This window comes from Paremcibacter congregatus, from assembly GCF_006385135.1.
Classification (GTDB): domain Bacteria; phylum Pseudomonadota; class Alphaproteobacteria; order Sphingomonadales; family Emcibacteraceae; genus Paremcibacter; species Paremcibacter congregatus.
In genome coordinates this window covers 2,024,341-2,049,648 of the sequence record NZ_CP041025.1, presented here as the reverse complement: position 1 = coordinate 2,049,648, position 25,308 = coordinate 2,024,341, and the positions used below count along the sequence as shown (strand labels likewise).

The following is a 25,308-nucleotide window of genomic DNA, read 5'->3' as shown; positions in this document are numbered from 1 at the left end:
CGGAATATGACGGAAGAAAAAAGAAATTTAATGGTGGTGGAGGATGACCCAGGTCTTCAACGGCAGTATAAATGGAATTTCGAAGCTTATTCAGCGACGATTGCCGGCGACCGGACGGAAGCCCTGGCCATTCTGGCGGAGAAGAAACCGGCTGTGGTGACCTTGGACCTGGGCCTGCCGCCCGACCCGGACGGCACAACAGAGGGCTTTGCAACACTGGAAGAAATTCTCAAAGTGGCGCCTCATACTAAAGTCATCGTAGCCAGCGGACACGGCGCCCATGAAAGTGCGCTCAAGGCCATCAATATGGGAGCATATGATTTCTATGAAAAGCCGGTTGACCCTGACCAATTGGGATTGATCGTGGACAGGGCATTCCGTCTTTATGACCTGGAAGCAGAAAACCGGCGTTTGGCAGAAGCCGCTGGTGCAACACGTTTTCAGGGCCTGATTACCGGCTGTGACAGCATGTATAAAGTGTGTGATATGGTCGAACGGGTTGCGCCGGCCAATGTATCTGTCATGTTGTTGGGGGCCAGCGGGACAGGGAAAGAGCTTCTGGCCCGGGCGGTGCATAACCTGAGCGATCGTAAGGACGGGAGATTCGTCGCGATCAACTGCGCGGCCATTCCGGAAAATTTGCTGGAAAGCGAGCTGTTCGGCTATGAAAAAGGGGCGTTTACCGGGGCCGTCAAGCAGACCATTGGTAAAATTGAAATGGCCCAGGGGGGAACCTTGTTTCTTGACGAGATTGGCGACCTGCAATTCCCGCTCCAGGTGAAATTGCTGCGGTTCTTGCAGGAACGGGTGATTGAGCGCATTGGTGGCCGCCGGGAAATTCCGGTAGATGTGCGTGTTGTATGTGCCACGCATCAGGATCTTGAAGGGGATATCGCCAACGGTAATTTCCGGGAAGATCTTTTTTACCGGCTTAGTGAGATTATCATCAATATCCCGACCCTGGCTGACAGGGAAGGGGATGCAATATTGCTTTCAAAAGCTTTTCTGTCGAAGTTCAATGATGATCTTAAAAAGCAGATTATGGGATTTTCGCAAGACGCTCTGGTTGCGATTGCGTCTTATAACTGGCCCGGAAATGTCCGGGAACTGGAAAACCGGATCAAACGATCGGTCATTATGTGTAACGGTAAGAAAATTACCGCAGATGACCTTGAGTTGAATATTAAGGAAGACCAGGTCGAGGTCCTGAACCTGAAAGTCGTAAGAGAGAATGCCGATATCCGCGCAATCAACAAAGCTATGGCGCAAGCCAGTGGCAATGTCAGCCGCGCCGCCAAGATTTTGGGGGTAAGCCGCCCGACCTTCTATGGTTTGGTGAAACAATATGATATAGTTTTATAAATACGCACTACTTCTGGTCCAACGATGCAGAAGAGGCCCTATAAAAAATAAGGACAGGGGACTAAAATATGAGAAATCTAACAACATTAAGTATTGCATTGCTGATGGCAACAACAGCACCGGCTTTATCTGCGGTAGGCAATGACAAGAGTGCGCCATATATTCAGGATGCGGAAACCTACCTTAAAAAGGGGGATATGAAAGCCGCAATCATACAAATGAAGAACGCCATTGTTGCCGATCCAAAAAATCCGCAATACAGGGTGATGTTGGGGGATCTTTATTTAAAGACCATGAATCCAATCTCGGCGGAGAAGGAATATAACCGGGCTATCAAGCTTGGGTTGCCGGAATCAGATGTCATCGTGAAAATGAGTGAATCTCGGTTGCTGCGTCAGGACTATCAGCAAATTCTTGATCGCTTGAGTGTTGATGCTGTCAAAGAAGAGGAAAAAGGCAAGGTTTATCTGATTATTGGCAAGGCGCATCAGGGCCTGAAACATCTGGATGAAGCTCTGTCTTTTTATACGAAAGGCGAGGAAATTTCGGGTCAGAGTGATGCTCTCAGTGTTGCTATCGCCCAGGTTTATTACCTGCAGAAGGATTTGAAAAAGGCTGAAGAGAAGGTTGATGAAGCTCTGGTTCTGAACCCGAAAAATGTGGACGGGCTTATCCTGAAAGGGGATATGGTCAATTTGCACAGCGGTCCGGAAAAATCTCAGGGGTATTTTGAACAGGCGTTGGAATACCAACCGAAAAACCTGTTGGCGTTGTTTAAATCTGCGGCCGTACTTTTCGATCTGCAACGTTCTGATGAGGCCCTGGAGCGTCTCGATGTTGTTTTCTCCATGGCGCCAAAACATCCCCTGGCCAACTATCTGGCGGCGGTGATTTATGCGCGGAAGAACCAATTGGACAAGGCGGAAGAATATCTGAACGCATCCGGTCAGGTTCTGGATAACTTCCCCGGAGCGTTAGTGTTGCGGGGAGTGATGAATTATTCCAAAGCCAATTATGCGCAGGCGATCTATCATCTGGATAAACTGATTAAAATTGCGCCCGATAATATTGTCGCCCGTCGCCTTCTGGGGGCCTCTTTGCTGCGGCAGGGGGAAGCGGAACAGGCCATTACGACACTGATGCCTTTGGTGGAAGATAACAAAGCGGATTCTGTAATTTATGCGCTTTTGGGCAGCGCTAGCATGAAGCTTGGCAAATTTGAAGAAGGCACGGCCTATTTTGAAAAATCAGTCGAGAAAAAACCGGGCGAGAATACACTCAAGACGCAATTGGCGTTGAGCCGCCTGGCCTCGGGTGATTCAGAAGCGGCCCAGGAAGGACTGGCGGCAATCCTTCAGGAAGACCCGAATTCGAAACAGGCGGCGGTTTTTCTTACCCTGATCTCTTTACGGGAACAGAAATATGACCAGGCAATTGAAGGTGCAGATCGTCTGATCAAGCAGGATGGCAAGAATCCAGTAGGCTACAACCTGAAAGGTGCAGCCTATGTGGGGCTGAAGCAGACGGAAAAGGCGCGGACGCAATTCAGGAAAGCACTGGACGTGGCGCCAACGTATCATTCTGCTTCTATGAATTTGGCGCGTTTAGAGTTCAAGGAAGGTAATGATGCCGCTGGACTGCAGATTTACAAAGATATTTTGGATGCTGATGCCAAACATGCCGGTGCATTGCAAGCCATGGCGCAATATTCGGCCAAGAACAATGATCTGGAAGAGGCGGAAAATTACTACCAGCAGGCTATTTCAGCCTCTCCCGATAATTTAAGAACCCGGATTGAGTTTTCCGAATTTCTCATCAGACAGAAGAAGCTGGAACGGGCGAAAGCCATTGCCCAGCAAATTATCACGGATTTCCCGGATCAGGCGGCAGGTTATGAAGCCACGGGCAATATCAATTTGATGATGCAGGATACCTCCGGCGCTGTTGCGAACTTTGAACGCATGGCTGCGATCCTGGGGAATAGTGCAGGGGCCTATCAATTATTAGGGCGTTCTCAGTTGCGCAATAACGAAATTTCCGCAGCGCGGGAATCCTTGTTAAAAGCATTGTCTCTGTCAGACAAGAAAGACGGGATTCTGGTCGAAATGGTGAGCCTGGAATCGAGAGATGGAAAATTCGAAAAGGCCCATGATTATATTAAGGAAGTCAAGGAACTGAACCCGGAAAGTCCTCTTGGATATGTTGTCGAAGGCCGGCTTTATGGTTCGCAGGGTGAACCCGCAAAAGCTCTGGAGAGTTTCGAGAAAGCGGCGGAACTCGGGGCAAAAGGTAGCCGGTTTACCGTCGATATAGCCAGCAGCTATATTCGCAATGGCCAGGGTGAAAAGGGTGTGGGCATCATGAATAAATGGCTGACCACAAATCGCAATGATTTGATGGTTCGGCATGTCTTGGCAAGCCAATATTTGCAACAGGAGAATTACCCCGATGCGATTTCCCATTATGAAGTTATTCTGGAACAGGATAGCGGTAATGCCGTTGCGCTAAACAATATCGCCTGGCTTTATAGTCAGGTTGGCCAAGGGCCGAAGGCTCTCGGTGCGGCAGAGCGGGCCTTCAATCTTTATCCTGAAGAGGCAAGTTTTATTGATACATATGCCTGGATATTGGTTCAGCAGGGCCAGAATCAGAAAGGGTTGAATTTACTTCAGAAGGCGGTCAGCAAGGCGCCGAAAATGGCGGAAATTCGCTATCATTATGCGTTCGCCTTGAATAAGGCTGGCCGGAAATCTGCGGCTCGGCGCGAACTCGAAGTGGTCGTAGCTTCTGGTGAGAACTTCACAGGTGTGAAAGACGCCCGCAAACTTCTCAACGAACTGTCCAATTAAGCTGAATGACCTGTGCTCTTCTGGAAGAACCGCAGGTCATTCACTCTCCCAATTGAGTATAATGTGTGAATATTCTGTTTTTAAGTCATCGGTTTCCCTATCCACCAACCCGGGGGGATAAAATTCGATCCTTTAATATGGTCAAGCATCTGCAAGGTGCGGGTCATAAGGTAACGGTTGCCTCTCTCGCCAGATCGTCAGGGGAAGCAGCAGAGTGTCAGGGCATTGCCGATTACTGTGAAGAATTTGTCCTGTGTGAGGTCAGAAATCCGGTTCAGGCCTTGCGGATGGGGGCGCGTCTTTTGACATCGGAACCTTCTTCCATGGGGTTCTTCTATTCGCGGGCCTTGCAGACAGAAGTTAATCGTCTGTTGGATAAAACCGCCTTTGATCTCATCGTGGTGTTTAGCTCGACGGCGGCTCAATATGTGTCTCATGTTACGACCATTCCCAAACTTCTCGATTTTTGCGATATGGACAGCCAGAAATGGCTGGCCTTCGCCAATTTTAAACCCTGGCCGGTGAGCTTTGGTTATCGGCTTGAAGGGCGGAAGCTGGAACGGGAAGAAAAAAAACTTTGCGGTGAATTTGACCTGTGCAGTTGCGCTACAGATTTTGAAGTGGACACCCTGGACAGTTATCAAACCGGAGTAGCATCCGGTTTCTTCCCGAACGGGGTTGATTTTGATTTCTTTACCCCGGATGGTCAGGCGGGAGATGCTGATTATGATCCTTACGGCATCAGTTTTGTTGGGCGTATGGATTATTATCCGAATGAGGAATGCGTCCTGTCTTTTTGTGACACGGTATTGCCAAAACTGAGAGAAAAATACCCGGAGGCCAATCTTACGGTTATTGGCGCCGAACCGCCGGCAAACATTCTGGCCTTGAATAACAGGCCAGGGATAACGGTTACGGGAACGGTTGATGATATCAGAACATATGTGCGGAAATCAGCGGTAATGGTAACCCCACTGGAAATCGCCCGCGGTACCCAGAATAAAATTCTGGAAGGCATGGCCATGGGGGTGCCCGTGGTCAGTAGCCGAACTGCGGCCCGTGGTGTTGACGCGGTAGTGGGGGAGCATATCCTGGCGGCGACAACACCGGAAGAGTATGTTGCCCATATTTCACATCTGTTTGAGGACAGCACGGCCAGAAAACGTCTGGCAATTGCCGGGCGGGAGAGGGTGATGTCGCATCATAACTGGCCCCGGGCGATGACGCTGTTTGATGACTGTATTACCCGGACCCTGACGGCATTTACTGAGAAACATAAAACTAAAGAGTTTAACTGATGCGTATTCTGCATGTTTTTGACCATTCCATTCCGCTGCATAGCGGTTATACTTTCCGCAGTTACCAGATTTTACGGGAACAGAGAGCGTTGGGCTATGAGACCCGTCATGTGACAAGCATCAAACATCTCAATCCGGAGGGGGCGGAGGAAACTGTTGAGGATTTGCATTTTTTCCGAACGACGCGGTACAACAAGATTTTCGCCAAATTACCGGTGATCAATCAGTATGAAGTAGTGCGCAGCCTAAAAAAACGCCTGCGTGAAATCCTTAAGAATGAAAAAGTGGACGTCATTCAGGCACATTCCCCGATGTTGAACGGCATGGCGGCGGTCGCGGTTGGTAAGGAATTCAATATTCCGGTGCTCTATGAAATTAGAGCTTTCTGGGAAGACGCGGCGGTGAGCCACGGGTCCTGTAAAGAAGGAGACCTACGGTATCGCATGACCCGGGATATGGAAACCAAGGTCGCTCGGGAAGCGGACGCGGTAACTGTTATTTGTAACGGGCTGAAACAGGATTTGGTGTCTCGCGGCATTCCGGCCGAGAAAATAACCCTTATTCCCAACGCAGTCGATATTGCTAAATTTTCCGGCTCTCATGAACCGGATAAGGAATTACGGAGCCGGCTTGGACTTGATGGTGCTGTTGTGCTTGGTTTTATTGGGTCCTTTTATGATTATGAAGGGATTGAAATTCTGCTGCAGGCCTTGCCGCGTATTCGGCGAAATTTTCCAGAAGTGAAAATTCTTCTGGTCGGGGGCGGTCCGGAAGAAGATAATCTTAAACAGCTGGTTGAGGCTTATAATATTGAAAAACATGTAATGTTTACCGGGCGTGTGCCCCATGACAAGGTTCAGGATTATTATAACCAGGTGGATATCTTCGTTTATCCTCGTAAGAAAATGCGACTTACCGATTTGGTGACACCGTTAAAGCCGCTGGAAGCCATGGCCCAGCATAAACTGGTCGCCGCTTCTGATATCGGTGGCCACAATGAACTGATTGAGGACGGTAAGACTGGCGTTCTTTTCGCCCCCGACAGTCCTAAAGATTTGGCGCAGACCATTATCAATACTTTGGAAAATAGAGATAAATGGCCGGATATTATTGCGGCCGGGCGGCATTATGTGGAAGAAGTGCGGAACTGGAAGAACAGCATCGCCAATTACCCTGCTGTATTTGACCGTATCACGCAGAATAAACCTGCCAAAGAAACCATAAAGTAGCCTTTAAACGCCCCATATGCTGGCATAGGACTCATACATGCGGTGCTGGTCGAAGGTCTGCTTGACGTGTATCTTGTTGGCCTGTCCAATCTCCTGGCGCAGGGAGTCGTCTGTTGTGAGTGCGATCAGGCATTCAGCGAAGGCGCGGTCATTCCTGGCTGGCGCAATAAAGGGGCGGTTGAGGTCATTCATCATAAATTTGACGTCGCCTACATCCATGCCGACAATGGGCAAGCCGGCCGCCATGGCCTGATTAACTGAATTAGGCATCTGTTCCGTATCGGAAGAGATCGCGTAAATGTCCAACCAGCCAAGTGCTTTTGCCGGGTCGTCCACATGTCCGGGCATATAGACATGGGCTTCAAGACCATATTCCCGGATCATCTGCTCAAGGGCGGCCCTTTCATTGCCTTCGCCCATGATCACCAGATCCAGATCCTTGTTCGGACAGGTGGTTTTCAGGTGTTTAAATGCAGTAATCAGGCGGGATAAATTTTTCTCCGGACGTAATGGCGTCATGGTACCAATGGTGATGTTGCCCGGTTTTTTCTTGAAACCGGGGAGTGCATCCGGGCTTGGTGCGGCGGCATATTTCTCACAATCAACCCCATTGGGGATATAATGAATTTTACCGGGCGGGATATGCCAGTCGTCCTGACAAATTTTGACGAGTGTCTGGGACGGGACAACAATACCCTCGATACGTCCCAGGGCCAGACGACGGAAATAATTGCGCTTGGGCAGGGTGAATAGCGCCTCTTCCGGTCCGAAACCGCTTTCCAGGTGATAGTGACGGCAAAGGGGCCGCAGGCGGTTGGCCAGGGCCCATTCCGTAGATCCCCAGTTATAGGTCAGCATCAGATCAGGTTTCAGGTCTTTGATAATCTTGCGGTAGGCCAGAATACGCTGAAGAATATTGCCCTGATCGGCGTGCGCGATATCGGGTATGGTCAGGTCAATGTCTGCAGACAGGCGGGACCGGCAGCTGTAGACATGGTCTGTTGACAGCAGACTATGACGCGCCCTGCCACCAAAATGGTTCATCAGGTATGAAATCCGGATCGGAACGCCACCATGTGCAAAGGATGGAATGACATGAAAGATATGGGGAATTTTGTTTTTCTGAACCAAGGTTGTTTTTCTTTTGTCTGAGTTATGCTATCGGGTGGCATAATATGTAAAATTTGCTAAAATATGGTAAGCGGTAATCTAAGGGAAAAAAATGGCCTTGTCTTTGGCAAATTTCCGCAAATGTTTTTAATTTTACTAAAACTAAGGCTTTTTTTACCAAACTGGGTTACTCCCCATACTCAAGAGAAATTCGGGGAACAAACAGATAAAAATCAAGGGTGATGGACGTGTCGAAAAATCTGACATTTTTTATTTTAGGCCTTACGGCTGCCGTGGTCGCATATATTTTTAATCCTGCGCTTGTGGTGTTGGTGGAAATGGTCTCGACGGCCACTTTGCCGCGGGACTTTCTGCGCATGGTCAGTCAAAGCAGCCTTGTGGCCTTTGGCGGTTATCTCAGTCTGTTTGGTCTGGTCTTTTTCCTTTTGTATCTTGTCTTTCCCGTGACGTACGTTTGGTATCATATTAGCGCGGCCCATTCCGCCATGACGCGATTGCCGCTGGCCAGCGCACCGGCCCGTCGTACCACATTGAAAGACTTCCTTTCGCAAATGAAGGAAATGGGCTTTATTGGCAAATTGGCGGAGGCTTACAGTGGCTATCTTGTTCAGGAAGCTGAACGTAAAGTAGATCCGGAAGTGGTCAAATCTGTGCGTCTGTCTAAAAGGGCCGTAAAGTCAGGAGACGGTAAGGATGTCTTGATCGCTCCGGTGCGGGCCACCGCGCCGGCCAAAGTCCTGTTCAACAGGGACAGCCTTGTCGGGGAAACCCTGTTGCTCGGTTTCTTTCCTGTATTTGCCCGTCTTTTGATTGGTGCGGGGTTGGTTTGTGTCGGTTTCTCTCTGGTGTCGTATAGCCTTGATCCTGCTGAAATGCATGTAATGACGGCGTTGCAGCCGGGGCTGGTGGCTTTGCTTTACTGTCTCACCGCGGCGATTATTATCTTTGGTGCGGCGCATTTTGTCGAACAGATCCTGGATCAGGGCGCAAAACTTCTCGCCCGGACGATTGATGGTCTCTTTGATCAGAATGAATGGCAGGGTGATATGAACCGATTGGTGGAAAGCCTGGCAGAGGTCAATATCGCCGATCAGTTGGAGGCAGTCTTGCACAAGAGCCTGGATAAGCCTATGACGGAAATTTCCAAAGCGGTGAAAGAACTGTCCAGCGCGCAGGAAGAAAAACTGGATGGATTGATGGTGAAATCTCTGGCTGATTTCTCAAAAACCATGACGAAGCAGGTCGGCGTGGACGCAGACAATCTGAACAAGGCCTTGAAAGATGCAACGCTCGCCGCAGATAAAATGAAAAAGCAGCAGCTTGACGGGGCGATGCAATTCACCAAGCAAATGGATAAACAGGCGGCAACCATCGCCAAGCACCTTCTGGAAATGCAGAAAAATTTGAAAGCCAGTGAGAAGACTACCCATGCCGGGACAGAAAAACTGATCACAGGCCTGACCACAGAAGTGGAAAAAACTTATCAGAATATGGCCGAATTTGTTGAAAGCAATCTGAAAACCCTGCAGGAAAAGCAGGATGCTTTTGAGGCATCAGTACAGGATAAGGATAATATATTGTCAGACCTGCATAATACCGCGCGCGATTTGGGGACAATTTCGAATGCATCAGGTAAATTGCTTGATAAATTCAATCAACTGACCACTGAAATGGATACTATTCTGAGAACCATTCAGGAAAAAGGCCCGGTTTCACGGAATGGCGCGGCCAAAAACAATAAACTTAAAGACGCCTTGCTGAATTTACGTCAATCAAACAGCGAAAGAACCCGCGAACTTCCTGATATGGAATAGGGGGGGCTCCTTTACAGGAACCGCCCCAATACATCACGGTAATTACGGCTGACCTGAAGGTCGGCACCGCTTTCCAGGGTAATTTGATACTTTCCGCCAGTGGTGGGTTGCAGCTCCTTAACCTTGTTGATGTTAATGATGGTGGACCGATGGACGCGCTGGAATATTTCCGGATCGAGGCGCTTTTCCATATTTTTCATGGTTTCCCGCAGGATATGAGTCTTGCCGTCGGCATGCAGACACATATAATCCCCGGCCGCATCAATCCACTCAATCGTTGTAATATCGACCCGGGTGATTTGTCCGCGATCCTTGATATTGAGATGAGTTTCATAGTTATTTTCGTTGACCAGTTCCTGGGTATTGATGATTTCGGACAACTCAAGGGTCGGTGGATTGTCCATAGACCGGATCAATTCAATAAGCTTGGCATTCTGTTCGACCGTGATCCGCTCCTTGATGGCTTCGCGGACGCGGTTCATGGTTTCATGCAGTCGGTCTGTATCAATCGGTTTCAGAAGATAATCCTGAGCATGTGATTCGAAGGCTTTGATGGCATATTGATCAAAAGCCGTGGCAAATACAATCAAGGGAATTTCTTCCTTGGCCAGGGCCTTGATCACGGCGAAGCCATCGAAGCCAGGCATCTGAATATCGAGAAAGACAAGCGCCGGACGTTCGGCACGAATTTTTTTGATGGCTTCGCGGCCATTGGAACAGGTCCCAATGATTTCGACATCTTCAAATTCCTTCAAACGAATTTGTAGCCCACGCAAGGCGAGGGGTTCGTCGTCAACCAACAGTGTCCTGATTTTCTTTTGCATCATTGAGCAACCTCCGCATAAGGCTCATTGGAAAACTCACAAGGCAGTGTGATGTGTATGGTAACACCTTTTTTATCCTGGCTTATGACTTCAAACGTACTGGAATTAGGGTAAAGCTTTTTGAGACGCTCCCGCGTATTGGCAATGCCTACCCCACTCGATTTCTGGTGATAATCCTTTGGCTTCTCCTTGGAAAAACCGGGGCCATCGTCTTGCAGAGTGATTTTGAGTTTTTTATCCTCAATTTTTCCTGTAATGGATATGGTGCCGCCATCTTCCTGAGGGCTGACCGCATATTTAATGGCGTTCTCGACAATAGGCTGAAGCAAGAGACCGGGGATCAGTGCGGCCTTTGCCTCATCTGTGACGTCGATTTCAACCTTGAGCCGTTCCTGGAATCTTACCCGTTCAATATCAAGATAGAGCGACAGGGCGTAGAGTTCTTCTTCCAGAGTTGTTTTTTGTGTTGGTTGGCTGACCAGGCTGAAGCGTAGAAACGCACTCAGCTTGTTCAACATGCCGTTGGCTTCCTTAATCTGATTTTCCAGAACCAGGGTGGAAATGGCGTTCAGGGTGTTAAACAGGAAATGCGGGTTTAACTGATAGCGCAGCATCTGCAACTGGGCCTGATGGGCCTGCGCCGAGGCGGCAAGATACATTTCTTTCTGCTGCTGGAGCTGGAAATGGTAATTGATCACGAAATAGAGCCCTGTCCAGGCCATCAGGACAAAAGTGTCATAGAGTGACCGATAGAGGAATCCCATGCCTTCCATGGTCCAGTCGGGATCATAGAGTTGGTTTTTTGACCAGACTTCAATTACGGAAAAAAGCATGGAGCTCAGGAGAATGCACACAATGATTGACAGCAACATCAGCAGCGGAGGCATGTTGGCCTGGCGCAGGAACTGATAGATATGTCGCAGCCCGATGGTAATCCAGAACCCGCCGATAACCCCCATCATTACCGCATAAATAAATTCCGGTTTTTCTCCGAGGGCATAGGCATTCAATGTCCGGGCGGCGCAATAGGCGATCCAGCCGAGAATCTGCAAGCTCCAGAACAGGCGTTCTTTATGCTCAATCAATGTTTTTAATCGTTTATCCAATATACACCTGTCCGGACTTAACTTAACGGCAGGACTTCAACTTCCTGTCCTGGCCGTAATGTTTCCCCACCCCGAGTGACCACCTGGTCTCCTTGGGTGAGGTGTCCTGTTACTTCTATACGTGTTGCGCTGGTCACGCCAGAGCGAATGTTAATCCGTTCGGCTTTGCCGTCCTGCGCAATTTTGTAAATATAGCTTTGTCCGGCGCGAATAATCAAGGCATCTCTTGGTACGGCAAGGACTTTTCGCGTTTCAGCATTGGGCAGACTAACGCGCACGGCTGTGCCGATGGCCCATTTTCTGCCCGGATTTTCCAGTCTTATCTCAGCCATGCGGCTGGCATTATCCCCGACAGGAATGATGGCTCTGATCCGGGTTGTGACCAGTTGGTTACCATTGGCGACTGTGATTTCCATGCCGGCCGTGATGTTGGGCAACAGGTCCAGAGGCGCCTGAACGGTAATCTCTGAATTTACGGTATCGACAAAGCGAACCACCGGTGCCCCGGCGGTAACATATTCTCCTGCAGAAATATAACGTTCGACAACCCATCCATCAGCAGGCGCCTTGATTTCTGATTTTTCCAGAAGGTATTTTATTCTGTCGTGGCGGGCGCCGGCCTGGGCCAGTTCCTGTTCGAGGACGCTTTCCTGCGAGATGGCCTCGTCATAGCGACTTTCGGCAATAGTTTGGTTGGTCAGAAGCTTTTTAAGGCGGGTGACATCTTTCGTGCGAAAATCCAGTTGAGCTTTGATGCGTTTGATATCTGCCGCGCTGTTGACCAGTTCCAGTTGCAGCAGGCGTTTATTCAACTGGGCCACGGTGGCCCCTTTTTTTACCTGGGTACCGACCTCTGCAACCCAGTCGACTGCAGCGGAGGTTTCAGCCGCAAGGCGCGAGTTTTGCAGGCTGACCACGGTGCCCGGCACATTCAGGGTCGGGGCGATTTCGGTCATTTCCGCAGTTGCGACCCGAACTTTCGCCTTGGGCTGGTTCGGCGGCTGTTGGGCCTCGGCGCTATGGGTGATCAGAACAAGAGCTAGGGCTGAAACCAGAAATTTTACAGGGGGTCTTGTCATGGTTATTCTCCGACACCGACTAGTCTGTCTTCCAGAGACGGGCTGTCTGTCTTGTTATCAATAATGAGTTTGGGCACCTTTTGCGCCTTGCCAAGTTGTAGCAGGCTCGGCAACAGGATCAGGGTAAAGACCGTACTGACCGCCATACCACCGACAATGCTGGCGGCAAGACCACGATAGATGGCGCTGCCTTCCCCCGGGAACAGCAAGAGGGGCAGCATACCGAAAATACTGGTCAGGGTGCTCATGAAGATTGGGCGTAACCGCAGCTCAAGGGCCTGTTGCACGGATGCCTGACGGCCCAGTCCTTCGGCTTCGCCCGCCCGGGTCTGCATGACCAGCAAGATGGCGTTGTTGACCACCAACCCCAGGAGGATGATAAAACCGATCATGGTCAGAAGATCCAGAGATTGGGTGGTGAAAAGCCCGAGAATGCGGATGGCGGCGATGCCCCCTACAGCGGCAAGAGGAATGCTGATCACCACCAGAGAGGCGTCCTTCAGGGATCTAAATAACGCAGCAAGGATCATGAACAACAAGCCAAAGGCCAGAAGAAAATTACTGCCAAGACTGGCGATGGCGTTTTTAAGGGAATCGGCGCTGCCCCCGTAAATCACGCTGCCCCCATCGCCAAGATCTGCCAGTATCTTCGGTTCAACATCGCGACGAATAATCTCCATGGCTTCCTGCAATGGCATACCTTCCGGCGGAGAAACATTGAATGTCATGGTGCGACGACCATTCACGCGCCGGATTTGCTGCGGTCCCACGGTTTGGTCCAGACGCGCCAATTCTCCCAGCTGCATAATGCCGCCGTTCGGGGTGGCGAGGGGGACAGCGGCGATTTCTTCCGGACTGGTATTTTCAGGAGTTTTCAGGATGATATTCATCCGTTTTTCTCCATCAAAAAATTCCCCAACAAACAAGCCATTTCCTGTGGTCTGAATGACGCGACCAAGTTGACTGCGGCTCCATCCGGCTTCCTGAATGCGTCTGTCGTCCGGCACGATGGAAAGCAGGGGTTGGGCCTGTTCCGGATTCTGCGCCGGATTGACCTGTGCTGTCGGCAGGGCATCAGTGACATACTCAGATGTTTTCAGGGAGGCATTCGCCAATGCCGCACTGTCGGTGGATTGTAAATGTATGGCAATATTGCCGCTACCGCCAAAGCCGCCAAAGAGATTCCCTTGTGAGGCAAAAGTCTGTACATCCGGCAGGTCGGCGATAATTTCTTCGCGTACGATGCGTTCAAGTTCCTTGACCCGAGACTGATCCTTTGCCCGGATTCCCATGGTGCCTCCATTGAAATTGGTAAAGGTGATCAGATAATAATTCTTCAGGGCCGGTTCCTTGGCGCCTGTAACATATGGTTCCATACGTTTTGTCAGGACCGGAACAATTTCTTTCAGCAGGACATCTGAGGACATGCCGGCAGGAAATCTGAAAAATACATCCACCGCATCGCGTTTGACCGGCGGCAGATAGTCCAGTTTGGGAAACATCAGATAGGTTCCGACAATGGACACTGCAATCAGGCTGGTGATCCAGGCCATGCGGTGTTTTGTCGTGCGGGTCAGGGACATGATCCTGCCGGACATCTTTTGCCAGGTTTTATAATTTTTATCTTTGGGAAGATTACCTTTCATAAAATGTTTATTGGCAACGGGCAATACCGTGACTGCGACAAACAGTGATACACTGACCGCGATGGCGATGGTTAACGCCAGATCGGAAAATAGCTGGCCCTCAACGTCCTTTAAAAGCATGACCGGTAAAAATATGGCGACGGTTGTTGCTGTCGAGGCCACCAACGCCCCCCAGACCTGTTTTGCACCTATCGTACAGGCCGCATCGGTCTTTGTGCCGTTCTCTCTCAGACGGCAGATATTTTCCATTACGACAATGGCGGCGTCAAGCACCATACCGGTGGCGAAAGCCAGACCAGCCAGGGAAATAACATTCACTGAACGCCCCGCCATATAAAGAACGATAAAGGTCGCGAGCAGGCAGACCGGAATGGTAATGGCGATAATCAGGGTGGCGCGTGACTGACGTAGGAACCACCACAGAATGCCGATGGCAAAAAAGACCCCCAGAACAAGATTCCCCGACAGGAGTCCGGTGGCGCGTTTGATGAACACAGACGGGTCAAAGGATTTCTGCATGAACAGGCCGTTATTTTTCAAAATGCCCTGGTTGAGTTCATCGGCAAGAGCGTTAACTTTTTGAATCGTTTCCAGAACATTGGCGCCATTTTCCCGGGTGATTTGCAGCGAGAGGGCGGGATTACCATTCTGGATGCCGATGTCTGTTTGTTTTCCCCGGCTGACAGTGATTTCTGCGATGTCGCCCAGTTTGATTGGGCCGCTGTCCCGCCATTCAAGGACCAGATTTTTCAGATCCTCCGGAGTATAACGCCCCATAAAACGCACCGTATACCGCCGACGGCCGTTTTCGATAAAGCCCCCGGATAGATCACGGGACCGGCCCACGGCCGCCGCCATGTCGGCAACATCAATCCCAAGTTCCGCGGCCCGGTAAGGATCGAAGGTAATTTGCAGTTCTTCTTCGGGAAGGTTGGTTTGATTATTGACCTGGGCGACGCCGGGAATGGCCTCGAACAGGGGGATTATACGATCCTGGGTAAAGGTCATATATTCATCAATGGCGCGCGGATTGTCTGGCAGTTTTTGCATGAAATAATAGATCAGGGTGTCATTGGACCCTCCACCGCCGCCTAGAAAAAGAACAGGCTTGTCCGCATCCACCGGCAGGGGCCGTAGGCGGTTCAGTCGACTGATAACGTCGAGCACGACCTTGTCCATGTCGGCTTCCATGGTGAACTGAAGATTGATAAAGGCCGCGCCCTGATTTGAATTGACGCTCATTTCCTTCAGACCGGGAATGCCTTGCAATACTTCTTCCAGGGGTTCGGTAATTTCCGATTCAATTTCCACCGGCGACGCGGATCGCCAGGAGGTGAATATGCCGAGCTGCGGATATTCAATATTGGGGAATAGCTGTACAGGCAATTGTGTGACGCTATAACCTCCGAAGAGGAATATAACGGCGACGATTACCGCCACTGCTGCCGGGTTTTTTAGGCTCTTTTTGGTCCAGGTCATTTTTTTATCCTGTTACACTCTGATATCTTCCAGTTTCACGGTAACAGGCCGTTTTCAAAAAAATAAGCCGTTTGCGATGAAACGGCTTATCAATAGGATAAGTGGGGAAAATCCGGCTTTCAGTCTGCAAATATTGCAGACTGGAAAGTTTTATTTGGTCATTGTGATGACATGAAGATCCTGTTGCGGGTAAGGGATCGATATGTTTTTTTCATCGAATTTATGTTTGATGTTTTTGGTCAATGCGGCTTTGAGAGGCCAGTAATTTGCGCTTTCCGTCCAAACACGAACCACAATGTTAACCGAGCTGTCGGCAAGTTCACCGACGAAAATTGACGCCTCAGGTGATTTCAATGCCCGCTCATCCGCATCAATTACCGAGCCAATCTGCTGTATCGCATGATCAATATTATCATTATACCCGATGCCGATTAACAGATCGACACGCCGGATGGCATGGGCCGAGAAGTTTTTAATTGAGGCGCCCCAGACCATGCCATTAGGGACTATAATCTGGACATTATCCGGCGTTGCCAGTTCGGTTACAAAAAGACCGAGATCTTTAACGGTGCCTGACTGTCCGGCTGCATCAATGAAATCACCGATTTTAAAAGGACGAAAGATCAGGAGCATAACACCTGCGGCCACATTGCCGAGAGTACCCTGTAATGCGAGACCAATCGCCAGAGAAGCCGCACCAAGAATGGCAACCAGGCTGGTTGTCTCGACGCCGAATTTTCCCAATACGGCGATAAGAGTGAATATTATAATGATGTAACGAACGGCGCTGGAGAGGAAAGATGTCAGGGTTACATCTATCCGTGAGCTTCGTCCCAGCATTCTGGAAACGGCTTTACGTGCCCAACCTGCGATCATCCAACCAATAATTAATGTCAGCAACGCGCCGAGCACATTCATGCCATGCAGCATGACAAGGTTCATCGCCAGTTCTGAATAGTGTGCGACTTCATTTTCCATCTAGTTACCCTTTTTTATTTGTGAATAGAGGTATTAATCCTGATGGTTAATATATTTCTAATGAAAAATGAAAGCAATAGTGATCAAGGTAAATCTGCAAGGGAGAGGAGGGCCTGATATGCATTTTGGGTGGATGGGTGGATAGGATGCATATCAGGCCAGGGTATCAACATAACGCACAATGACAACTGTCAGATAGGTTGCCCAATGTGGATAGGGAGGGAGCAACCCTGTTGTCTTTATCGCGTCAGTAGGGATCACTATATCGATGCGGATTAATAATGCAAGTAATAATCGTTATTAAATTTAAAAAGATTGATATTCTTAAGATATTTTCTGTTTCATCCCGGTGGACCGCGTACAGGCAGGGGCAATAATTTTACTTATTAATGAATTCGTGTATACTATTCAGAGATTTAGCAACACCGCTATAGGATACACAAATATGTGATATGGTGTGACTGGGAAAATAAGAAATTCAAATGTAACAATTAGCCCGCTAACATTGACTCAAAATATAGAGAGACTTTAAGATATGACAACTCCAATGAAAACACTCGGACTTGCAATGGCCGTTTCTGCGGCTGGCATTTTTGCTGCCTCAGGTGTTGCTGCTGCTGGTGACGGCCATGCTAAAGGAAAAGAAGCTAAAGTACATTGTTATGGTGTGAATGCCTGTAAAGGACATAATGACTGTAAAACAGAAACGAATGCCTGTAAGGGGCAGGGGTCCTGTAAGGGACAGGGCTTTTTGAGCATGTCTGCTGAAGAATGCGCCAAAAAAGGCGGCAAAGTTAAAAAAGACAAATAAGCCTTTGAAAACACACGAAAACGGCGGTATCTTTTACAGGAAGGTGCCGCCGTTTTTTATGAGACCATAACTTATGACACAATCACCGCGCCCTTATCTCGGTTTTGGCTTGGGTCTACGTCCTGACCATTATGAGTCTGTTCTGACTGAAAACCCGTCTGTTGACTGGTTTGAGATTATTTCAGAGAACTACATGGTGCCTGGGGGCAAGCCACTTTACTATCTTGATCAGATTATAGAGCGTTATCCCGTTGTCATGCATGGGGTATCGCTTTCCATCGGGGCAACCGATCCCTTGAATATGGAATATCTGGCCGATCTTAAAAAGCTGGCCGACAGGGTTAATCCCTCCTGGGTTTCCGACCATATGTGCTGGACAGGCCTTGGCGGACATAATTTACATGATCTGATGCCGCTGCCATATAATCAGGATACGGCCCGTCATGTTATTGACAGAGTGAAACAGGTTCAGGATTATCTTGGTCGGCAAATTTTGCTGGAAAATGCGTCCAGTTACCTGGGGTTTACCAATTCCGACATGACCGAATGGGAGTTTATTGCTGAGGTGGCCGAGGGGGCGGATTGTCTGCTGCTTTTGGACATCAATAATATCTATGTGAGCGGGTTTAATCACGACTTTGATCCGCTAGCCTATATGCAAGCGATTCCGAAAGACCGGGTTTGGCAGTTTCACCTGGCAGGACATGAAGATAATGGCGATGTTTTGATTGACACCCATGATCATCCGGTACGCTCAGAAGTATGGGATCTCTATGCAAAAGCATGTGAAATATTTGGTCCGGTATCGACTATGATTGAACGGGATGACAACATTCCGGCGCTCCCGGTTTTGTTGGCGGAACTTGATCAGGCGCGTGAAATCGGGGAAAAAGCATGGGGGATCACGGATACTGAAAGGAGAGACCGCAATGTCCGACCTTGAAAAAATGCAGGCGTTGTTTCATGGCGCTGTGATTGGTCAAAAAACAGATTTCCTTTCTTGTATTGAAAAGGGGGGTAAGATCAGTCCCGAACGCCGCTTAGGGATTTACCAACATGCCTATCGGGCACGGCTACGGGATATTTTACAGGAAGATTATCCTGTTCTGCATACCATGCTGGGGGATGAGGCTTTTTATACATTGTGTCAGCTTTATATAGACCTCTATCCTTCCGGTCATCCTTCCTTAAGGCTGTTTGGGCGTTACCTTGAGAAACTGGTCGGGGAGGAGCCTCCTTATTGTGACAATCCGGTTGTTCAGGAAATGGCGCATTTCGAATGGAAATTTCATGATGTATTCGACGCACCTGATGCTCCTTATGTAACGCTTTCCGATGTGGCGGCCTTATCGCCGATGGTGTGGACGACTTTACGGTTCAGGTTTCATCCCTCTTTTTATATGCAGGCTTATGAATGGAATGTAGCGGGGGTATGGGCGTCGGTGAAGGAACAGTATGAAGAACCAACTTTGCCAGAAAAAATGCCTGAACCGGCCGATGTGATACAATGGCGGTATGATTTGCGTAGTTATTTCAGGACACTGCCACGGGAGGAAGCCGCCGCCTTGAAGGTGGTTTCCGAATACAGAGCGTTTCCAGAGGTATGTGAGGCCTTGGCGAAATTCTACGGGGATGATGCACCTGCCAAGGCCGCGAATTTCCTGAAAGGCTGGGTGGTTGAGGGATTAATATCCCGACTAGATCATGCGAAACTACCGCTTTAGGTCACGGACGTTCACGAATAGTGTGATCATCTGTTACTTTCCTTTGAAGAGCGACTGTGAGATCGTGTTGCTGTTCATCGAATCTGACTTTCTTCGGGGTAGAGTAGTGATGAGTTTGAATAATTAATATTAACCGAGAGGACTATAAAATGACTAAAGTTTCACCCACCAAATCAATCGTTGTCGCATCTGCAATGGCGGCGGCCTTGACCATGGCTTCTGCACCTGTTGTTCAGGCAAAAGACAAGGCTGTTGAAAAATGCTATGGCATTGTAAAATCAGGACACAATGATTGTGCGACGGCCAATTCTTCCTGTGCTGGAACCTCGACAACAGATGGACAGAAAGACGCCTGGATCTATGTTCCCAAAGGGACATGCGAGAAAATCGTCGGTGGCAGCCTCAAGTCTGACAAATAGGCGTTAGCGCATGTCTCCCTTCAAGAAGGATAGGCGGGCCCTGAATTCTGACCCGATTCCGGTGCGTGCCGGGATCGGGCTTAAGCCGCAACATTATCAGGACGTTCTGGAGACAAACCCTGATGTCGGCTGGTTTGAAGTCCACACAGAGAATTATATGGGGGCCGGCGGCGCGCCACACTTCTTTCTGGAAAAAATCCGCGAAAAATATCCCTTGTCCATGCATGGCGTCGGCCTGTCATTGGGCAGTGCAGACGGGGTGTCTCTGGATCACCTGAAGGCCGTAAAGAAAGCGGTGGACCGGTATCAACCGGCCCTGGTGTCGGAGCATATTTCCTGGAGTGTCGCCAACGGGGTTTATCTTAATGATTTGATCCCTTTGCCCTATACACCTGAAACCCTGCAATTGACCTGTGATCATATTGAGCAGGTGCAGGATTTTCTCGGCCGCCAGATTCTGGTGGAAAACCCGTCCACGTATCTTTTGCTGCATGCCAGTGTTATGGAGGAGCCGGAGTTCCTCAATCAGATTTTGGCGCGGACCGGCTGTGGCTTGTTGTTGGATGTGAACAATGTTTACGTCAGTTGCGAGAACCATGGTTGGGATGCACAAACCTACCTCGCGGCTCTGAAGCCTGATACTGTTCAGGAAATCCACCTTGCCGGTCATTCACTTAAAACTTGGCGGGGGAAGACGTTGCGCATTGACGACCATGGCACCAATGTTTCGCGGGATGTCTGGGCGTTATATGATTATACTCTGAAACTGATGGGCCCCAAACCAAGTCTGATCGAATGGGACAGCAATATTCCTTCCCTGATGACCTTGCAACAGGAAGCACATCGGGCCGACATTTTTCTTAAAACACATGGCTGTCAAAACCTTCAGGAAGAGCAAGATTATGTCTGTGGGTAATTTTCAACATCGTTTCACCCGGTCTATTCTGGAAGGGGATACCGGACTTGTTAGTGACGCGATTGTCCCGGCCGGGTTACCGGTGGAAGATCGTCTGAATATATACTGCAATAACAGTTTTATTACACTCGGGGCAGCCTTGGCACAGAATTTCCCGGTCCTGTATCGGTTGGTTGGTCAGGTTTTTTTTGATCAGCTCGCCCGGCGTTACATTCGCGTCTGTCCACCAAAAAGCCCGATTTTGATGACCTATGGGGCGGAAATGGCGAATTTTCTGTGCAGTGTACCGGAGGTAGAAGGCTTGCCGTATTTGTCTGACGTGGCCCGGTTCGAACATCAATGGAATTCTACGTTTAATGGGCCAGACGCCAGCGGATTTGGGGTTGCCCGGCTTAACGAGATCGCCCCAGAAAAATTTAACGATCTGGTCTTCCGTTTTTTACCTAATATGGGGATGCTCCACAGCGTCTATCCCATTCTGGATATCTGGCTAGCAAATCAGGAAGACAGCCCTTTGGGAGTCGAAATTAATCTGGATCAGGGAGAATCATACCTTGTTGTGTTTCGTCGGGAGCTGGAGGTTGAAGTGATGCGGCTGGATGAGGCGGGATATGAATTGGTGAAACGGTTGGCAGCGGGCGAGACACTGGGGCAGGCCGGTACGCAGGTTATGGATCTTTATACGGACTTTTCACTGGAGGTGGCTTTGCAGGCCATTCTGCAGGCTGATCTGATAGACGGTTTTATGATTAAGTAATAACGGGCAAGGAGAAGGCAAATGATGACATTAAAAAAGCTGGTGATGTGGCTGAGTGGCCTGATGGGCAAAATTGAGATTTGTTATCTGGCGATGGCGGGTCGTATTATCATGGCAGCTATTTTCTGGAAATCGGCCATGACCAAAATTGCATTTAATGAAGCAGGACTGGGAGAGTTTTCTCTCGCCCAGATCTGGAATGTGGTGACTTTGGATTGGACTGTGGCATCGGGGACATACACATTGTTTGAATATGAGTATGATTTGCCATTGTTGTCCCCGGAACTGGCGGCCCATATGGCGCTTGCAGCGGAAATCCTGTTGCCAATGGCGCTGATCTTCGGCCTGTTCACTCGTTATGCTGCCTTGGCGATGTTGGCGATGACGGCTGTGATCCAGATTTTCGTTTATCCCAATCTCTGGACCGTTCATGGCCTATGGGCGATTGCATTGCTGGTCATTATGGCCAAGGGCGGCGGGAAACTGTCCCTGGACCGGCTGATTTGTAAGAAATGCCTGTAAAGGGATCAGGATTTATCCCCGTTTAAAGCCTTTAGCGTGGCCTCAAAGGGAAGGGTGACACAGGTAAACCTATTTTTATGATCTGAAACAGGCTGGAAGATATGCAGCGCCCGCCATTTATCTTCCGGCCATTCTGTAAGCTGTTTATCGGACAGGCCGCTTTTCAGGTTTTGATAGACAATCTCAAGACTTTCATGCGTTTCATTGACAATACTCTCTGCAAGAATCGATGCGCTGGCCTGGCATAAGACACAGGCCTTTGTCTTATGAGCAAAGCTGGATATTTTTTCTCCCTCAAGGGTCAGAGACACGGTTATTCTGTCACCACATAAAGGATTGTGAACCGTTAAGTGTCTGTCGGCAGGATCAACAGCACCATGGCCAATCGCAGCAGCGGCATGTTTTAAAATGGCTTTTTGGTAAAGTTGATCAATCATGAGCGGCTCTTGTTTAACATATGGATTTAGTGATTATTCTATTCAGGCGGTCCTGTCCAGTCGGATTCTGGAAGACAGGACAGTGAAGAAAAGGCTTTTCACAGGTTTTTTTCGGTTTTTCTTGATTTGACAAGCCGGGAAAATGTAATAAAAGACAGGGTTATAAATAACGACGACCCCAAAATCGTCACAGTAAATTTTCTTAGGAAGGCAAAGCACACAAATGGCAAATTCTATTGCATCGGGAATGACCAAGAATTTCCTTGGTCATTCACCGGAATGGTACAAGCTAACCATCATCGGTTTTTTGATTCTCAATCCATTGGTTCTCCTGACGCTTGGGGCTGAACATGGTGGTTATATTGTGGGTTGGATGCTTGTTGTTGAATTCATCTTCACGCTTGCGATGGCGCTTAAGTGTTATCCTTTGTTACCAGGAGGCTTGCTGGCGATTGAAGCGCTCTTTATGCAGATGACAACGCCGAGTATGGTCAAGCATGAAATTGAGAGTGGACTGGAGGTTATTCTGCTTCTGGTCTTTATGGTGGCCGGCATTTATTTTATGCAAAAACTGCTGTTGTTTGTCTTCACCAAGGTTCTTCTGAATGTGCGGTCCAAAACCCTGTTGTCTTTTCTGTTTTGTTTGATTGCGGCAGTATTATCAGCCTTTTTGGATGCGTTGACTGTTACGGCGGTGGTGATTACCGTCGCTGTCGGTTTTTATGCGATTTATCATAAGGCGGCATCCGGCAAACAAGCCAGCCATGACCACGATCATTCTGCCGATGACGATGTACAGGAATTGCACCGCGAGGACCTGGATCAGTTCCGTGCTTTTCTGCGCAGCTTGATGATGCATGCCTTGGTTGGCACCGCCCTTGGCGGGGTTTGTACCCTGGTGGGGGAACCACAGAATCTGATTATTGGCGAGCGCGCCGGCTGGGATTTTATTGAATTCTTCTTCCGCATGTCTCCGATCACGATGCCTGTGTTGGTTGTTGGCCTGACGACCTGTGTTGTTCTTGAAAAAACCAGTGTATTCGGTTATGGCGCGAAATTACCCGATGTGGTTCGGGGCATCCTGGAAGACTTCGACCAAAAAGAAACAGCTCAGCGCACCAACCGCGACCGTGCTTCCCTGATTGCTCAGGTCGTTGTTGCTATCTGGCTGGTTATTGGCCTGATGTTCCATCTGGCGCCTGTCGGGATTATCGGTTTGTCTGTGATCGTACTGCTCACTGCCTTGACCGGTGTTTCTGAAGAACACCAGATCGGAAAGGCTTTTGAGGAAGCTTTGCCCTTTACCGCGTTGTTGGTGGTGTTTTTCGCGATTGTTGCGGTTATCGCCGAACAGGACCTGTTTGGTGGCGTGATTCGTTATGTTCTGTCACTGGAAGGTTCTGAACAGATTGCCGGTTTCTATATTGCCAACGGGATATTGTCGGCGATCAGTGATAATGTCTTTGTCGGTACCGTTTATATCTCAGAGATTCAGAAGGCACTTGTCGCCGGCACTATTAGCCGGGATGTGTTTGATCTGATGGCTGTGGCAATTAACACAGGAACAAACATCCCGTCTGTTGCAACACCTAATGGCCAGGCTGCCTTCCTGTTCCTTCTGACATCTGCGATTGCACCGTTGATCCGGTTGTCATATATGCGAATGGTGACTATGGCGCTGCCGTACACCATTGTGATGTCTTTGACCGGGTTTTTGGCCGTAGTAATGCTGTTGGAGCCTGCGACGGATATCATGTATGACAAGGGATTGATTAATCATCATGTCCCGCCACAGGAGTCTCACGGGACCCTGGAGAAATCCTCGCATTAGATAATTCTACAGTGATGTTTAAAAGGCGGAGGTATTTACGGTGCCCCCGCCTTTTTCATAAAAAAAAGAGAGGTTATGATTTCAATCAACTAGTTGTAAAACCTAATGGATATGATGTTTTTCAAGACGAGGCGTCTTTCTAAAAGGATATATGTTTTACACTTGGCAACTAATGGTTTAATGATATACTGCGTTGTTAACTATAATATATAAAAAGATTCGAATATATCGATACAAAACTGTTCAGAAAATGTTTCGCGTGACAAGTGAACGGCTGGTTGAACAAGTGAAGAATTTAATAAACAAGGAAAGACGGGGCAATGCCCCAAGCAGACCTGCGCTATACTTTTAAATGCCATTATCTGACAAGAGGTTGGACCATAGTGGTTTTTATGGTAGTATGTAAGGCAATAAAAGGTAGAGTTTGCTTGTTTGGGGTGCACTTAGATTTAAGAAAAGTGAAGTGATATGGAGTCTAATTCATTAACGACAGCTCATGAAGGGCTGGAAATGGCAGTCCGGGATGAGGAAAGCAAAGACCGAGGAAGTAAGGTGACCTCAATGGATGGTAACATAAATCATTTTGATGAAGTCCGTGGCTCAATCAAATGGTTTGATTCTGTCAAAGGGTATGGTTTTATCTCACCTGAAGATGGTGAAGGTGACATACTGGTCCATTTTTCCATTCTCAAAGATATTGGTCGTCGCATGTTGCCGGAAGGCACCGATGTGACCTGTTTATCGGCGGATCGTCCGAAAGGACGTCAGGCGGTAAAGATCATTGATTTTGACCTGTCAACGGCGGTTGGTACCGACGTTGAGACCATGACGCCGGAAATGGTGGATATGGATATCTCCGACCTTGAATTTGTCGAGGCAACCGTGAAATGGTTTAACCGGGTTCGCGGATATGGATTCGTCAATCGCGGGGATGGCGGTCAGGACGTTTTTGTTCATATGGAACTTCTACGAAAATTCGGCATTGATCATCTGGTGCCCGGTCAAACCGTTGCGGTTGCCGTTGGCGATGGTGAAAGGGGACTGGTGGTGAAAGCCATTCGGCTGTGATCCTCTGGCCGGAGAAGGGTATGTCCTT

The 25,308-nt window shown here is 48.9% G+C and carries 21 protein-coding genes; 14 read left to right on the top strand and 7 right to left on the bottom strand.

From position 1 onward, the window contains the following. Window positions 1-6 precede the first annotated feature (6 nt). From prsR to FIV45_RS09260, 4 genes are all read left to right on the top strand, one after another. Complete coding sequence (gene prsR / locus FIV45_RS09275; protein WP_099474855.1) at window positions 7-1,362, top strand: PEP-CTERM-box response regulator transcription factor; 1,356 nt, start codon at window positions 7-9, stop codon at window positions 1,360-1,362. Window positions 1,363-1,430: 68 nt separating this feature from the next. Beyond that, window positions 1,431-4,211 carry an XrtA/PEP-CTERM system TPR-repeat protein PrsT gene (prsT, locus tag FIV45_RS09270; RefSeq protein ID WP_099474853.1) on the top strand — a complete coding sequence of 927 codons (2,781 nt, stop codon included), beginning with the start codon at window positions 1,431-1,433 and terminating at the stop codon, window positions 4,209-4,211. Window positions 4,212-4,276: 65 nt separating this feature from the next. Further along, window positions 4,277-5,509: a TIGR03087 family PEP-CTERM/XrtA system glycosyltransferase gene (locus tag FIV45_RS09265; protein WP_099474852.1), complete on the top strand. Its 1,233-nt coding sequence runs from the start codon at window positions 4,277-4,279 to the stop codon at window positions 5,507-5,509. Beyond that, the gene (locus FIV45_RS09260) at window positions 5,509-6,738 is read left to right on the top strand and encodes a TIGR04063 family PEP-CTERM/XrtA system glycosyltransferase (RefSeq protein WP_099474850.1); all 1,230 of its coding nucleotides are present in this window, start codon (window positions 5,509-5,511) and stop codon (window positions 6,736-6,738) included. The genes FIV45_RS09265 and FIV45_RS09260 overlap by 1 nt, the downstream gene beginning before the upstream one ends. A 3-nt stretch (window positions 6,739-6,741) precedes the next feature. Here FIV45_RS09260 and FIV45_RS09255 read toward each other — a convergent pair whose 3' ends face one another. After that, window positions 6,742-7,869, bottom strand: a complete 1,128-nt coding sequence (locus FIV45_RS09255) for a glycosyltransferase (protein WP_099474848.1) — start codon at window positions 7,867-7,869, stop codon at window positions 6,742-6,744. Between the two features lie 227 nt (window positions 7,870-8,096). Between FIV45_RS09255 and FIV45_RS09250 the strand changes: the two genes are divergently transcribed. Next, window positions 8,097-9,683 (top strand): hypothetical protein, encoded by a 1,587-nt coding sequence (locus FIV45_RS09250; protein ID WP_133118607.1) that lies wholly within the window; start codon window positions 8,097-8,099, stop codon window positions 9,681-9,683. An 11-nt stretch (window positions 9,684-9,694) separates the two neighbouring features. On the opposite strand, the gene FIV45_RS09245 is transcribed toward FIV45_RS09250, so the two are convergent. The 5 genes from FIV45_RS09245 to FIV45_RS09225 form a co-directional block, all read right to left on the bottom strand. Continuing rightward, on the bottom strand, window positions 9,695-10,510 hold the full coding sequence (locus FIV45_RS09245; protein ID WP_204602343.1) for a LytR/AlgR family response regulator transcription factor: 816 nt from the start codon (window positions 10,508-10,510) through the stop codon (window positions 9,695-9,697). After that, window positions 10,507-11,613, bottom strand: a complete 1,107-nt coding sequence (locus FIV45_RS09240) for a sensor histidine kinase (protein ID WP_099474844.1) — start codon at window positions 11,611-11,613, stop codon at window positions 10,507-10,509. Before FIV45_RS09240 ends, FIV45_RS09245 begins: the two co-directional genes overlap by 4 nt. A gap of 17 nt (window positions 11,614-11,630) precedes the next feature. Then, entirely contained in the window at window positions 11,631-12,692 is a 1,062-nt protein-coding gene (locus tag FIV45_RS09235) for an efflux RND transporter periplasmic adaptor subunit (protein ID WP_099474842.1), read from the bottom strand. Window positions 12,693-12,694: 2 nt separating this feature from the next. Next, window positions 12,695-15,817, bottom strand: a complete 3,123-nt coding sequence (locus FIV45_RS09230; RefSeq protein ID WP_099474840.1) for an efflux RND transporter permease subunit — start codon at window positions 15,815-15,817, stop codon at window positions 12,695-12,697. Between the two features lie 150 nt (window positions 15,818-15,967). Then, complete coding sequence (locus FIV45_RS09225) at window positions 15,968-16,795, bottom strand: mechanosensitive ion channel family protein (RefSeq protein WP_099474838.1); 828 nt, start codon at window positions 16,793-16,795, stop codon at window positions 15,968-15,970. Window positions 16,796-17,330: 535 nt separating this feature from the next. Between FIV45_RS09225 and bufA2 the strand changes: the two genes are divergently transcribed. From bufA2 to FIV45_RS09190, 7 genes are all read left to right on the top strand, one after another. Beyond that, window positions 17,331-17,606: a BufA2 family periplasmic bufferin-type metallophore gene (gene bufA2, locus FIV45_RS09220; RefSeq protein WP_099474836.1), complete on the top strand. Its 276-nt coding sequence runs from the start codon at window positions 17,331-17,333 to the stop codon at window positions 17,604-17,606. 73 nt (window positions 17,607-17,679) lie between these two features. Continuing rightward, window positions 17,680-18,549, top strand: coding sequence for an MNIO family bufferin maturase (gene bufB, locus FIV45_RS09215; RefSeq protein WP_099474834.1), 870 nt, complete (start codon window positions 17,680-17,682; stop codon window positions 18,547-18,549). Then, complete coding sequence (locus tag FIV45_RS09210; RefSeq protein WP_165777082.1) at window positions 18,536-19,330, top strand: HvfC/BufC N-terminal domain-containing protein; 795 nt, start codon at window positions 18,536-18,538, stop codon at window positions 19,328-19,330. Before bufB (FIV45_RS09215) ends, FIV45_RS09210 begins: the two co-directional genes overlap by 14 nt. Before the next feature lie 149 nt (window positions 19,331-19,479). Continuing rightward, complete coding sequence (locus FIV45_RS09205; RefSeq protein ID WP_099474830.1) at window positions 19,480-19,749, top strand: BufA1 family periplasmic bufferin-type metallophore; 270 nt, start codon at window positions 19,480-19,482, stop codon at window positions 19,747-19,749. Between the two features lie 10 nt (window positions 19,750-19,759). After that, window positions 19,760-20,665, top strand: coding sequence for an MNIO family bufferin maturase (bufB, locus tag FIV45_RS09200; RefSeq protein WP_099474828.1), 906 nt, complete (start codon window positions 19,760-19,762; stop codon window positions 20,663-20,665). Next, a complete protein-coding gene (locus tag FIV45_RS09195) occupies window positions 20,652-21,422 on the top strand; it encodes an HvfC/BufC N-terminal domain-containing protein (RefSeq protein ID WP_165777081.1) in 771 nt (256 codons plus the stop codon). Before bufB (FIV45_RS09200) ends, FIV45_RS09195 begins: the two co-directional genes overlap by 14 nt. Before the next feature lie 21 nt (window positions 21,423-21,443). Further along, window positions 21,444-21,944 (top strand): DoxX family protein, encoded by a 501-nt coding sequence (locus FIV45_RS09190; protein WP_099474824.1) that lies wholly within the window; start codon window positions 21,444-21,446, stop codon window positions 21,942-21,944. 5 nt (window positions 21,945-21,949) lie between these two features. On the opposite strand, the gene FIV45_RS09185 is transcribed toward FIV45_RS09190, so the two are convergent. Continuing rightward, the gene (locus FIV45_RS09185) at window positions 21,950-22,381 is read right to left on the bottom strand and encodes an iron-sulfur cluster assembly scaffold protein (protein ID WP_099474822.1); all 432 of its coding nucleotides are present in this window, start codon (window positions 22,379-22,381) and stop codon (window positions 21,950-21,952) included. A gap of 223 nt (window positions 22,382-22,604) precedes the next feature. Here FIV45_RS09185 and nhaB point away from each other — a divergent pair, with 223 nt between their 5' ends. After that, window positions 22,605-24,212 carry a sodium/proton antiporter NhaB gene (gene nhaB, locus FIV45_RS09180; protein WP_099474820.1) on the top strand — a complete coding sequence of 536 codons (1,608 nt, stop codon included), beginning with the start codon at window positions 22,605-22,607 and terminating at the stop codon, window positions 24,210-24,212. A gap of 468 nt (window positions 24,213-24,680) precedes the next feature. Further along, window positions 24,681-25,280 carry a cold-shock protein gene (locus tag FIV45_RS18855; RefSeq protein WP_275671294.1) on the top strand — a complete coding sequence of 200 codons (600 nt, stop codon included), beginning with the start codon at window positions 24,681-24,683 and terminating at the stop codon, window positions 25,278-25,280. The last annotated feature ends 28 nt before the right edge of the window (window positions 25,281-25,308 follow it).

Coding starts and splice junctions, on each gene's coding strand:
- FIV45_RS09210 (WP_165777082.1), top strand. CDS start 18,536: ATGTCCGACCTTGAAAAAATGCAGGCGTTGTTTCATGGCGCTGTGATT.
- bufB (WP_099474828.1), top strand. CDS start 19,760: ATGTCTCCCTTCAAGAAGGATAGGCGGGCCCTGAATTCTGACCCGATT.
- FIV45_RS09185 (WP_099474822.1), bottom strand. CDS start 22,381: ATGATTGATCAACTTTACCAAAAAGCCATTTTAAAACATGCCGCTGCT.
- FIV45_RS09260 (WP_099474850.1), top strand. CDS start 5,509: ATGCGTATTCTGCATGTTTTTGACCATTCCATTCCGCTGCATAGCGGT.
- bufA2 (WP_099474836.1), top strand. CDS start 17,331: ATGACAACTCCAATGAAAACACTCGGACTTGCAATGGCCGTTTCTGCG.
- FIV45_RS09230 (WP_099474840.1), bottom strand. CDS start 15,817: ATGACCTGGACCAAAAAGAGCCTAAAAAACCCGGCAGCAGTGGCGGTA.
- bufB (WP_099474834.1), top strand. CDS start 17,680: ATGACACAATCACCGCGCCCTTATCTCGGTTTTGGCTTGGGTCTACGT.
- FIV45_RS09235 (WP_099474842.1), bottom strand. CDS start 12,692: ATGACAAGACCCCCTGTAAAATTTCTGGTTTCAGCCCTAGCTCTTGTT.
- FIV45_RS09225 (WP_099474838.1), bottom strand. CDS start 16,795: ATGGAAAATGAAGTCGCACACTATTCAGAACTGGCGATGAACCTTGTC.
- prsR (WP_099474855.1), top strand. CDS start 7: ATGACGGAAGAAAAAAGAAATTTAATGGTGGTGGAGGATGACCCAGGT.
- nhaB (WP_099474820.1), top strand. CDS start 22,605: ATGGCAAATTCTATTGCATCGGGAATGACCAAGAATTTCCTTGGTCAT.
- FIV45_RS09195 (WP_165777081.1), top strand. CDS start 20,652: ATGTCTGTGGGTAATTTTCAACATCGTTTCACCCGGTCTATTCTGGAA.
- FIV45_RS09245 (WP_204602343.1), bottom strand. CDS start 10,510: ATGATGCAAAAGAAAATCAGGACACTGTTGGTTGACGACGAACCCCTC.
- prsT (WP_099474853.1), top strand. CDS start 1,431: ATGAGAAATCTAACAACATTAAGTATTGCATTGCTGATGGCAACAACA.
- FIV45_RS09205 (WP_099474830.1), top strand. CDS start 19,480: ATGACTAAAGTTTCACCCACCAAATCAATCGTTGTCGCATCTGCAATG.
- FIV45_RS18855 (WP_275671294.1), top strand. CDS start 24,681: ATGGAGTCTAATTCATTAACGACAGCTCATGAAGGGCTGGAAATGGCA.
- FIV45_RS09190 (WP_099474824.1), top strand. CDS start 21,444: ATGATGACATTAAAAAAGCTGGTGATGTGGCTGAGTGGCCTGATGGGC.